This is a genomic window from Micromonospora sp. MH33, from assembly GCF_003013775.1.
Classification (GTDB): Bacteria; Actinomycetota; Actinomycetes; order Mycobacteriales; family Micromonosporaceae; genus Micromonospora; species Micromonospora fulviviridis.
This window is the reverse complement of the sequence record NZ_MUYZ01000057.1, coordinates 18,168-29,672: the sequence shown is the minus strand read 5'-3', so window position 1 is coordinate 29,672 and position 11,505 is coordinate 18,168. Positions and strand designations below refer to the sequence as shown.

Annotated in this window: 10 protein-coding genes and 1 pseudogene; 5 read left to right on the top strand and 6 right to left on the bottom strand. The window is 72.8% G+C overall.

What is annotated here, in order from left to right:
* The 6 genes and pseudogenes from B0E53_RS37520 to B0E53_RS12135 form a co-directional block, all read right to left on the bottom strand.
* Positions 1-386 (bottom strand): DUF4873 domain-containing protein (locus B0E53_RS37520; protein WP_348639657.1); only part of this gene is annotated, 386 nt, incomplete at its 3' end.
* 18 nt (positions 387-404) lie between these two features.
* A pseudogene (locus tag B0E53_RS12155) lies at positions 405-1,363 on the bottom strand (cellulase family glycosylhydrolase); the annotation flags it as partial.
* 106 nt (positions 1,364-1,469) lie between these two features.
* Positions 1,470-1,760: a BON domain-containing protein gene (locus B0E53_RS12150; protein WP_107076154.1), complete on the bottom strand. Its 291-nt coding sequence runs from the start codon at positions 1,758-1,760 to the stop codon at positions 1,470-1,472.
* Positions 1,761-1,804: 44 nt separating this feature from the next.
* Positions 1,805-2,353: an STAS domain-containing protein gene (locus B0E53_RS12145; RefSeq protein WP_107076153.1), complete on the bottom strand. Its 549-nt coding sequence runs from the start codon at positions 2,351-2,353 to the stop codon at positions 1,805-1,807.
* Entirely contained in the window at positions 2,350-2,664 is a 315-nt protein-coding gene (locus B0E53_RS12140) for a hypothetical protein (RefSeq protein WP_107076152.1), read from the bottom strand. Before B0E53_RS12140 ends, B0E53_RS12145 begins: the two co-directional genes overlap by 4 nt.
* Positions 2,661-3,053, bottom strand: coding sequence for an STAS domain-containing protein (locus B0E53_RS12135; protein ID WP_107076151.1), 393 nt, complete (start codon positions 3,051-3,053; stop codon positions 2,661-2,663). The genes B0E53_RS12140 and B0E53_RS12135 overlap by 4 nt, the downstream gene beginning before the upstream one ends.
* 152 nt (positions 3,054-3,205) lie before the next feature.
* Here B0E53_RS12135 and B0E53_RS12130 point away from each other — a divergent pair, with 152 nt between their 5' ends.
* From B0E53_RS12130 to B0E53_RS12110, 5 genes are all read left to right on the top strand, one after another.
* Positions 3,206-3,880: a response regulator transcription factor gene (locus B0E53_RS12130; RefSeq protein WP_107076150.1), complete on the top strand. Its 675-nt coding sequence runs from the start codon at positions 3,206-3,208 to the stop codon at positions 3,878-3,880.
* On the top strand, positions 3,877-5,226 hold the full coding sequence (locus B0E53_RS12125; RefSeq protein ID WP_107076149.1) for a HAMP domain-containing sensor histidine kinase: 1,350 nt from the start codon (positions 3,877-3,879) through the stop codon (positions 5,224-5,226). Before B0E53_RS12130 ends, B0E53_RS12125 begins: the two co-directional genes overlap by 4 nt.
* Entirely contained in the window at positions 5,223-5,783 is a 561-nt protein-coding gene (locus B0E53_RS12120; RefSeq protein ID WP_107076148.1) for a GerMN domain-containing protein, read from the top strand. Before B0E53_RS12125 ends, B0E53_RS12120 begins: the two co-directional genes overlap by 4 nt.
* Positions 5,784-5,938: 155 nt before the next feature.
* Positions 5,939-6,751 carry a SigB/SigF/SigG family RNA polymerase sigma factor gene (locus B0E53_RS12115; protein ID WP_107076147.1) on the top strand — a complete coding sequence of 271 codons (813 nt, stop codon included), beginning with the start codon at positions 5,939-5,941 and terminating at the stop codon, positions 6,749-6,751.
* Between the two features lie 300 nt (positions 6,752-7,051).
* Entirely contained in the window at positions 7,052-11,503 is a 4,452-nt protein-coding gene (locus B0E53_RS12110; RefSeq protein ID WP_246835360.1) for a HAMP domain-containing protein, read from the top strand.
* Positions 11,504-11,505 lie beyond the last annotated feature (2 nt).

Sequence of the window (11,505 nt, the reverse complement as noted above, 5' to 3'; positions counted from 1 at the left end):
GAGTTGTCCTGCACCTCGCCGAGCTTGACGCCGGGCGGGCAGGCCGGCCAGGGCGGCTCGCCCACGCCGGTGATCCGTACCCCGCCCCACGGGTCGGCCTCGGCGAGCCGGCCCCGGACGACCCGCTCGCCGACCCGGACCTCGACGTCGCGCCGGCCCGAGCGGAGCAGGCGCAGCATCCGGGGCTCCGGCTCGATCCGCCCGGCCCAGTGGTAGCGCCCGTCGACCGGCTCCCAGCGGCCGCTGGCGTGCAGCCGCACCGCGGTGCCGGCGATCTCCGCCGGCCCCTGCCAGCTCACCGGCAGCGGCAGCCGGGAGGCGGCCCGCTGTACCTCGTTGCGGTAGTTGTCCTTGTGCGAGGCGGCGTAGAAGTGGAACGTGTACATGATGTTGTCGGCCCGGACCGGGTTGTTGACGATCTCGTCGGAGTTGCCGCCCTCCGAGACGCCCAACGACGACCAGCCCCGGGTGCCGACGATGACCACGGCGTCCGGGTCGTTGGCCCGGATCACCGGGATGACCTGCTCGGCGTAGTTCCGGATGGTCGACCAGCTCGCGCCGTTCGGCTCGTTGGTGATCTCGTAGATGACGTTGCTCTTCGCGGCGTTGCGGGCCGAGACCGCGGCGAGAAGGTCTTCGCCCGGTCCAGGTTGTACATCGGGTCACCCGGCGTCAGCGTGTGGAAGTCGATCAGCGCGTACAGGCCGCGCGCCTCGGCCTTGTCCACCAGGTTGTTGACCTGGTTGGTGAAGCCGGTCGGGTTGGTCTCGTAGCCCTGCTCCTGCACGTACATCGAGATGCGGAACAGGTCGGCCGGCCAGTCGGTGGCAAGCGCGTCGAGCGAGGCGTCGTTGTAGCAGTTGGCGAACCACTGCAACCCGTGGGAACTCATGCCGCGCAGCTGGATCGGCCGGCCGTACCGGTTGCAGAGGTTGACCCCGCAGACCCGCAGCTGGCCGTTGATCCCCACGGGGGTGGTTCCGGTGGGCGGCGGCGTCGTGGGCGGCGGGGTGGTCGGCGGCGGCGTGGTGGGCGTGGTCCCGCCGGTGCAGGCCGTGCCGTTGAGGGTGAACGCCGTCGGGGCCGGGTTGGCGCCGGCCCAGGAGCCGTTGAAGCCGAGGGTGGTGCTCGCCCCGGTGCCGAGGGAGCCGTTGTAGCTCATGCTCTGCGCGGTGACCGCGCTGCCGCTCTGCTGCCAGGTCGCCGACCAGCCCTGGACGACCCGCTGCCCGGCGTCCGGGAAGCTGAAGCCCACGGTCCAGTTGTTCACCGGATCGCCGAGGTTCCTCACGGTGACCGTGGCGGTGAAGCCGCCCTGCCAGGAGTTGGTGGTGTAGGTGACGGCGCAGCCGGTGGCCGCCATCGCGTTCGTCGACGGCAGCACGGCCGCCGCGGCCAGGGCGAGCGCACCGACGGCGCCGCCCACGAGGAGGTGCAAGGTAGAGGCGGACGCCGACCCGTGCAACCGGTCAGCGGCCGCGGCGCCGCCCGGAGTGCAGCCGGAGCGCGTTGCACACGTCGAACACGCCGGACACGTCCCAGGCCAGCTCGCCGGCCGCCCGGCGGGTCTCCGGGTCGGCCACCAGCCCGGCCAGGATCACCACCCGGTTCTGCACCGTGACGGTGATCTGCTGCCGGCGGGTGGTCCAGTCGACGCTCAACCGCTGCGCCACCAGGGCGGCCAGCCGCACGTCCTCGCCGTCGGGCGCCGGCCCGTCCCCGGCGAACGGGAAGTCGGGGTACGGCCAGGGCATCACCATCTGTCGGGCTCCTTCTCTTCGTTCACGATTTCTCAGTCGGCGGCTCAGGCCGGGCGCGGCCGCGCCGCCCCGCCCGATCCGCTCATTGCCCGGGTGCGGCTGTCGAAGACCGGGAAGACCCCGTCCAGCCGCATGGTGTGCAGCACGGTGAGCACGAACCGGGACGGCGCCACCAGGCAGAGTCGCCGGCCGTCCTGCCGGGTCTCCTGGTGGGCGCGGACCAGCAGCCCGAGCCCGGCCGAGTCGATCACCTCCACCTCGGTGAGGTCGACCAGCACCCGGTCGCCCACCGTGACGGTCTCGGCCAGCGCCCGGCGTACCGGCTCGGCGGGGTCGACCTCGGGGACAGCCGGCGCCCCGCCGACGTCGTCCAGGTCGTCGACGCCGAGGCCGCCGTCCTCCACCGCGGCCCGGACGCTGCACCGCGGGCAGTGGTGCGGCCCGGAGGCGAAGGGCGAGCCGACCCAGTCGTTCTCGAACACCAGCGTCCAGACCACCTCGGCGTCCGGCAGGGTGCAGCCGGTGCCGGTGACGCTGTCACCGCAGCCGTCGCAGATGAGCATCATCAGGTGCTCCGCCGGTACGACAGTCACGATCCCTCCCTCCGCCGCGCGCCCGGTCGGGGCGGCGGTTCCTTCCCGGCCGGCGGGCGCCCGGCGGTCAGCACGGCCAGCACGACCGCGACGGCGGCGAACCCGGACTGCACGACCAGTGGCCACACCGCCGGTTCGGCGGGACCGGTGGCCACCAGGCCCACGACGATGGCGCCGAGCAGCGCGGCGGCGACCCCGAGCGCGAGGGTCAACCAGACCGGCGCGGCCGTGCGTCCCGGCACGACCAGGCGACCCACGGCGCCGACGGCGAGCCCCACCACGAGGGCTCCGAGCAGGGTGCCGCTGTTCACGACCCCTCCCACGCCGGCGGGGTGGCCGTGACCCGGGCCCGGCCGCGCGCGGTCGGGCCGTCCGGTCGCGGCGTGTCGACGATGGGCACGGTGTCGCCCAGTCGGGCGGTGTCGAGGATGCGCCGGATTCGCGGGTGCGGATTGCGCAGGGTGAGCAGCGCGTGCCGGCGGGCCAGCCGGCGGTGCACGTCGAACAGCAACGCGATGGCGGCGGCGTCGACGTGTCGGCAGTCGGCCAGGTCGATGGTGACCTCCCGGGGGGCCAGCGCCAGGACCCGGTCGAGGACGAGCGCCACCTCCGACAGCCCGGCGAGATCCAGCTCCTCGGTGATGTCCACCCGGACGTGTGGCACGGCGCCTTCCGGCGGGGACTGCGGGGGCAGGGTCATCTGGTCGTCTTCCTCGGCGGGGTCCGGTTCGGCTTCCCACTCTCTGCGGCGATCTTGGAGGTCGCCGCGCGGTTCCATGACAGTTGTGTGACAAAAGCCGGGAACGGCTGACACGGTTGGGCTACCCGTAGGCGGCCCGTCATGATGCGGATATGACGGCCGTACTGGTGATCGAGGACGACGACCGCATCCGGCTGGCCCTGCTGCTCGCGCTGGAGGAGGAGGGCTATTCCGCGTACGGGGCGGCGACCGCCGAGGAGGGGCTGCGCCGGCAGCGGGAGAGCCCCGCCGACCACGTGCTGGTCGACCTGATGCTGCCCGGTCTCGACGGGTTCGAGTGCATCCGCCAGTTGCGCCGCGACGACGACGTCCCGATCGTGGTGGTCAGCGCCCGCGACGACACCCATGACATCGTCGCCGCGCTGGAGGCCGGGGCCGACGACTACGTGGTCAAGCCCGTGGCGATCAAGGAACTGTCCGCGCGGCTGCGGGCCCTGCGCCGGCGCGGCCGGGTCGTGGCGGACGCCGTCCCCGCCCAGGTCTTCGGGGACCTGGAGATCAGCGCCGAGGCCGGCGAGGTGCGCCGCGCCGGCCGGCCGGTCGCGGTGACCCGCACCGAGTTCCGGCTGCTCTGCGAGCTGGCCGAGCACGCCGGCCGGGTGCTGTCCCGGCAGCAGTTGCTGCGGCGGGTCTGGGGGTACGAGACCGGCGACGAGCGGCTGGTCGACGTGCACGTGGGCCGGCTGCGGCAGAAGATCGAACCGGACCCGGCGAACCCGCGGCACCTGGTCACCCTCCGGGGCCTCGGCTACAAGCTCCAGCGATGACCCGCCTCGGACTGCGGGCCCGGGTCACCGCCGCGTTCGCCGTCGGCGCGCTGCTGCTCGCCGCCGTGATGGCCCTCTTCTCGTACGACCTGACCCGCCGCTCGCTGCTCGACGAACGGGAGCGCACAGCCGTCCGGGCCGCATACTACGACGCCGCAGTGGTCCGCTCCGGGCTGGACACCGGCACCCCGGACGTGGTGGCGGTGCTGCGCTCCCTGGACACCGGCAGCAGCCGCCGCCCGCTGCTGCACCTGCGCGACGGTTGGTACGCCCGCACCGCCGACGTCGGTGCCGGCTCGGTCCCGGTGGAGCTGCAACGCCTGGTCGCCGGCGGGAAGCCGGCCGTGCAGCGGGTCCGCGTGGACGGGCAGCCGACCCTGCTGGTCGGCGTCCCGCTCGCCGGCGAGCTGGGCTACTACGAGTTGACCTCGTTGCGTGAGGTCGAGGAGACCTTCCAGGTGGTCGGGCTGGCGCTGACCGCGGTGGCGATCATGGTCGCCGGGGCGGGCGCCGCTCTCGGCTGGTACGCGACCCGGCACAGCGTCCGGCCGCTCACCGCGGTCGCCGACGCCGCCGAGCGGATCGCCGCCGGCGACTTCGCCACCCGGCTCGACCCGACCACCGACCCGGACCTCACCCGGCTCTCCACCTCGTTCAACCACATGGTCGACCAGGTGGTGCGGCGGATCGAGCGGGACCGCCGGTTCGCCGCCGACGTCAGCCACGAGCTGCGCTCCCCGTTGCAGACCCTGGCCGCCGCCGCGAGCGTCCTGACCCGCCGCCGGGAGCACCAGGACGAGCGCACCGCCACCGCCGCGGGGCTGGTCGCCGACGAGGTGGCCCGGTTCCAGCGCCTGGTGGACGACCTGATCCAGCTGGCCCGCACCGAGCAGCCCGCGCACCGCGACACGGTCGACGTGGCCGGGCTGGCCCGGGCCGCCTGCCGCGAACGGTCACTGCCGGAGAGCCTCGTCGAGGTGGCCGAGGGCACCCCGGCCCGGTGGCGGGTCGACCGGCGCCGGGTCGAGCAGATCCTGTTGAACCTGCTCGACAACGCGGTGCGCTACGGCGGCGGCCCCGTCGCCGTACGCCTCGACATGCGCGACGGGATCGGCGTGCTCGACGTCGACGACGACGGACCGGGCGTGCCGGAGGCCGACCGGGAGGTCATCTTCGACCGCTTCGTGCGCGGCCGGGCCGCCCACGCCCGGGCCGGCACCGACGGCACGGGCCTCGGCCTCGCCCTGGTGGCCCAGCACGCCGCCGCGCACGGCGGGCACGCGGCGGTGGTGGACCGGGACCGCGGCGCCCGGTTCCGGGTCGAGCTGCCGGGGGCCGGCGGATGAGCCGCCGACTGCTCCCGGTGCTGCTCGCCGCGGTGCTGCTCGGCGGCTGCGGGGTGCCGGTCGACGACGAGCCGCGCCTGGTGCAGGCGCCGCCCGGCGGCTTCCCGACCCCGGCGGGCACGGCGACCGCCGACCCGGACGGGCGGGTGGTCGAGCCGCTCTGCTTCGTCCGGGACGACGGGCTGGCCGCGGTCACCCGCCGGGTCGACGACCTGCCCGGTGTGGACGAGCACCTGCAGCACCTGCTGGCCGGGCCGGACGGTGCGGAGCGGGACCGGGGGCTGGCCACCGCTCTGCCCGGCACGGTCGCGGTGGCCGGGGCTACCCTCACCGGCACGGTGGCCACCGTCGACGTGCGGCAGGCCGGCGAGGAGACCGGCCGCAACGACGAGGTCCTCGCCTTCGGGCAGATCGTCTGCACGCTGACCCAGCGCCCCGACGTGGACAGCGTCGCGTTCCGCCGGGACGGGCAGCCGCTGGAGGTGCCGAGGGCCGACGGCAACCTGTCCTCGTTGCCGCTCACCGCCGCCGACTACCGGCCCCTGTTGCATCGCTGACGGCCGGAAGTGGCCCGGCTCACCGCATATCTGTCCGCTGTCGGGCGAAATATCCATCGTCCGTTCGGTTGATTGGGCACCAGCCTTTGGTCTAGGGTGACTGGCGCGACCGGTGCTCGGGAGGCACCCGTTCTCCTCAGGACAGGAAGGCCAGCATGACCACGACGACCATCGCGCCGACGACGACCAGCGAGGTGCACCGCGCGGCGGTGACCGGCGAGGAGACCCGCGCCAGCCAGCTGATCGCCGCACTGGCCGCGCTGCCCGAGGGTCACCCGGAGCGGCCGGCGCTGCGCAACCAGGTCATCGAGGCCTGGCTGCCGCTGGCCAACCACCTCGCCGCCCGCTACAGCGGCCGCGGTGAGCCGGCCGGCGACCTGGCCCAGACGGCGGCCCTCGGCCTGATCAAGGCGGTGGACCGGTTCGACGCCTCCCGGGGCGTGGACTTCGCCGGCTTCGCCATCCCGACCATCCTCGGCGAGATCAAGCGGCACTTCCGCGACCGGACCTGGAACATCCGGGTCCCGCGCCGCCTGCAGGAGCTGCGGCTGCGCATCTCCGAGGCGAACAGCACGCTGACCCAGACCCTCAACCGGGCCCCGACGGTCGCCGACATCGCCAGCCACCTCGACGTCACCGAGGAGGAGGTGCTCGAGGGCCTGGAGGGCGCCCGCGCCTACAACGCCGTCTCGCTCTCCACCCCGATCGGCGACGGCGACAGCGCCACCGAGCTGGGCGACACCCTCGGCACCGAGGACAACGAGTACGAGCTGGCCGAGCTGCGTGCCTCGCTGGGCCCGGCGCTCGCCACCCTCGACGAGCGCGAGCAGAAGATCCTCACCCTGCGCTTCTACGGCAACCTGACCCAGAGCGAGATCGCCGCCCGGGTCGGGGTGTCCCAGATGCACGTGTCCCGGCTGCTCGCCCGCGCGCTGACGAAGCTGCGCGGCGAGCTCACCGAAGCCTGATCCACCCGGGCGGACGCCGCCCGAGTCGTTCCTCCCGGTTCCCGCGAGCGCTGCCGTCTCGCCCCCGGGCCCACGCACCGCCACCGACTCCCCTCGGTGGCGGTGCGTCGTCCGCTCCACCCCGCCCCGTCCGCTCCACCGCACCCCGCCCGCCCCGCGCGCCGGGCGGGCCTGTGCATACTTGCGCGGATGCAACCGTTGCCGGGGCGGACAGGCCGCTCGGCTGTCACAGAGGCGGTAGTGGTGGTCGATCAGACGATCCCGCGGCGACGCGAAACGATTCCGGCGGCCGGCGGCCCGGTGGCCGATCCGGACCTCCGTCAGCTGTTGGCCGGTCTCACCGCGGTCCGGGACGGCGACTTCGGCACCCGGCTGCCGGAGGACGCCGACGGGCTGCTCGGCGAGATCGCCACCGTCTTCAACGGCATGGTCGACCAGCTCTCCCTGTTCACCTCCGAGGTCACCCGGGTGGCCCGGGAGGTCGGCACGGAGGGGCAGCTCGGCGGCCAGGCCGACGTGCCGGGCGTGTCGGGCACCTGGAAGGACCTGACCGACTCGGTGAACGCGATGGCCGGCAACCTGACCGACCAGGTACGCGACATCGCCGAGGTGGCCACGGCGGTGGCCCGGGGCGACCTGTCGCAGAAGATCACCGTCGACGTGCGGGGCGAGATCCTGGAACTGAAGGTCACCATCAACACGATGGTGGACCAGCTCTCCTCGTTCGCGGACGAGGTGACGCGGGTGGCCCGGGAGGTCGGCAGCGAGGGCCGGCTCGGCGGTCAGGCCGAGGTGCCCGGCGTCGCCGGCACCTGGCGGGACCTGACCGACTCGGTGAACTTCATGGCCGGCAACCTGACCAGCCAGGTCCGCAACATCGCCCAGGTGACCACGGCGGTGGCCCGCGGCGACCTCTCCCAGAAGATCACCGTCGACGCCCGGGGCGAGATCCTGGAGCTCAAGAGCACCATCAACACGATGGTGGACCAGCTCTCCTCGTTCGCGGACGAGGTGACGCGGGTGGCCCGGGAGGTCGGCACCGACGGCCGGCTCGGCGGTCAGGCGCAGGTCAGCGGCGTCGCCGGCACCTGGCGGGACCTGACCGACTCGGTGAACTCGATGGCCGTCAACCTCACCGACCAGGTGCGCAGCATCGCCCAGGTCGCCACCGCGGTGGCCCGGGGCGACCTGTCCCAGAAGATCACCGTCACCGCGCACGGCGAGATCCTGGAGCTGAAGAACACCATCAACACGATGGTGGACCAGCTCTCCTCGTTCGCGGACGAGGTGACGCGGGTGGCCCGGGAGGTCGGCACCGAGGGCCGCCTCGGCGGCCAGGCCGACGTCAAGGGCGTCTCGGGCACCTGGAAGGACCTCACCGAGTCGGTGAACGTCATGGCGGACAACCTCACCGCCCAGGTCCGCAGCATCGCCGAGGTCACCACCGCGGTCGCCAAGGGCGACCTGACGCAGAAGATCCGGGTCGACGCCCGGGGCGAGATCCTCGCCCTGAAGGAGACCATCAACACGATGGTGGACCAGCTCTCGGCGTTCGCCGACGAGGTGACCCGGGTGGCCCGCGAGGTCGGCACCGAGGGCCGGCTCGGCGGTCAGGCCCGGGTCTCCAACGTGGCCGGCACCTGGAAGGACCTGACCGACAACGTCAACGAGATGGCGAACAACCTGACCAACCAGGTGCGTTCGATCGCGCTGGTCGCCACGGCGGTCGCCCAGGGCGACCTGAGCCGGCAGATCACCGTCGAGGCCAAGGGCGAGGTCGCCGTGCTCGCCCAGACCATCAACACCATGGTCGGCACGCTCAGCGCGTTCGCCGACGAGGTGACCCGGGTGGCCCGCGAGGTCGGCACCGAGGGGCAGCTGGGCGGTCAGGCCCGGGTGCCGAACGTGGCCGGCACCTGGAAGGACCTGACCGACAACGTCAACTCGATGGCGAACAACCTCACCGGCCAGGTCCGCAACATCGCCCAGGTGACCACCGCGGTGGCGCAGGGCGACCTGACCAAGAAGATCGACGTGGACGCCCGCGGCGAGATCCTGGAGCTGAAGACCACCATCAACACGATGGTCGACCAGCTCTCCAGCTTCGCGGCCGAGGTAACCCGGGTGGCCCGGGAGGTCGGCAGCGAGGGCCGGCTCGGCGGCCAGGCCGAAGTAGAGGGCGTCTCCGGCACCTGGAAGCGGCTCACCGAGAACGTCAACGAGCTGGCCGGGAACCTGACCCGGCAGGTGCGTGCCATCGCCGAGGTGACCAGCGCGGTCGCCACCGGCGACCTGACCCGCTCGATCACGGTCGACGCCTCCGGCGAGGTCGCCGAGCTGAAGGACAACATCAACTCCATGGTGGAGTCGCTGCGCGAGACCACCCGGACCAACCAGGAACAGGACTGGCTCAAGACCAACCTGGCCCGCATCTCCGGCCTCATGCAGGGCCACCGGGACCTGGAGGTGGTCGCCGGCCTGGTGATGAACGAGCTGGCCCCGCTGGTCTCCGCGCAGCTCGGCACGTTCCTGCTGGTCGACGAGGGCGGCGACGGCCGGGGCCTGCGGGTGGTCGGTGGCTACGGCCACGACGCCACCCGCCGCCGGTACGCCCTGGGCGACTCGCTGGTCGGGCAGGCCGCGCTGAGCAAGCGGGCCATCGTGGTGGACGCCGTGCCGGCCGACTACGTCACCGTCTCGTCAAGCCTGGGCGCGGCCGTGCCGCTGCACCTGGTGGTGCTGCCGATCCTCTTCGAGGACCAGGTCCTCGGTGTCATCGAGCTGGCCGGCATGGGCCGGTTCACCGAGATCCAGCGCGACTTCCTCGACCAGCTCACCGAGACCATCGGCGTCAACGTCAACACCATCGTCGCGAACGCCCGCACCGACGTGCTGCTGACCGAGTCGCAGCGGCTGGCGGCCGAGCTCCAGGCCCGCTCGGAGGAGCTGCAGGCCCGCTCCGAGGAACTCCAGAGCTCCAACGCCGAGCTGGAGGAGAAGGCCGCGCTGCTGGCCCGGCAGAACCACGACATCGAGACGAAGAACTCCGAGATCGAGCAGGCCCGCCAGGAGCTGGAGACCCGCGCCCAGCAGCTCGCGCTCGCCTCGAAGTACAAGTCGGAGTTCCTGGCCAACATGAGCCATGAGCTGCGTACGCCGCTGAACTCGCTGCTGATCCTCGCCCAGTTGCTCGCCCAGAACCCCAACCGTAACCTCACCCCGAAGCAGGTCGAGTACGCCACCGTGATCCACTCGGCCGGCGCCGACCTGCTCCAGCTCATCAACGACATCCTCGACCTGTCCAAGGTCGAGGCCGGCAAGATGGACATCAACCCGGAGACGTTCGAGCTGTCCACGCTGCGCGACTACGTCGACGCCACCTTCCGTCCGCTCACCACCCCGCGCGGCCTGGAGCTGGACCTGGTCACCGGCCCGGACGTGCCGGCCCGGTTGCACACCGACGAGCAGCGGCTGCGGCAGGTGCTGCGAAACCTGGTCTCCAACGCGGTCAAGTTCACCGAGAAGGGCCGGGTGCAGCTGCGCATCGAGCGGGCCCGCCCGGACGAGCTGCCGGCCGGGATGCCGCCGGCCGACACGGTCATCGCGTTCCGGGTCGTCGACACCGGCATCGGCATCGCCGAGCAGCACCTGACCGCCATCTTCGACGCGTTCCAGCAGGCCGACGGCACCACCAGCCGGCGGTACGGCGGCACCGGCCTGGGCCTGTCCATCAGCCGGGAGATCGCCCGGCTGCTCGGCGGGCAGATCACCGCGGAGAGCGTCCTCGGCCAGGGCAGCACCTTCACCCTCTACCTGCCCGCCACGGCCACCGTGCCGCTGCCCGACTCCGGCCTCGCCGTACCGGGCATGGCGACGGCGGCTCCGGTCGAGTCGGAGGCCCAACGCTGGGTGGAGCGGCAGCAGCGCCGGGTGCTGGTGCTCGAGGCGCACGAGAAGGGGCTGCTCACCCTGCTGGCCCGCGGCGTGGCGGCGGAGACCGGCGGCCCGGTCGAGGTGTCCACCGCGGTGGACGTCGACGAGGCGGTCGGTACGCTCGCCCGGCACCGGCACCACCTGCTCGTGGTGCAGCTCGACCCGGCCGACGAGCACGGCACGGCCCTGCTCAGGGCGCTGCACGAGCACCCCGGCCTGCGCGGCCTGCCGGTGCTGGCGTACCACGGTCAGCCGCTCGCGGGCGGGCAGGACGCCCTGCTCCAGGGGATGGCCGCGGACCGCCCGCTGGAGGTCCTCGGCAGCCTGGACGAGCTGCGCGAGCGCATCGTGCTGCACCTGACCGCGGACACCCCGGAGCGGGTGCCGTCCTTCGCGGCGCCGGCCACCGACCTCAGTCCGGTCGACGACCCGGTCGCCCGCGAGCTGTCCGGCCGCAAGGTGCTGGTGGTGGACGACGACGCCCGCAACGTCTTCGCCCTGACCAACATCCTCGAACTGCACGGCATGGACGTGGTCTACGCGGAGAACGGCCGCAAGGGCGTCGAGACGCTGATGCGGCACGACGACATCGACCTGGTGCTGATGGACGTGATGATGCCGGAGATGGACGGGTACGCGGCCACCGCCGCGATCCGCGCCATGCCCCGCTACGCGGACCTGCCGATCATCGCGGTGACCGCGAAGGCGATGCGCGGGGACCGGGAGAAGAGCATCTCCTCCGGCGCCAGCGACTACGTCACCAAGCCCGTCGACGCGGAGGACCTGCTCACCTGTATCCAGCGCTGGCTGGCCAGCTGACC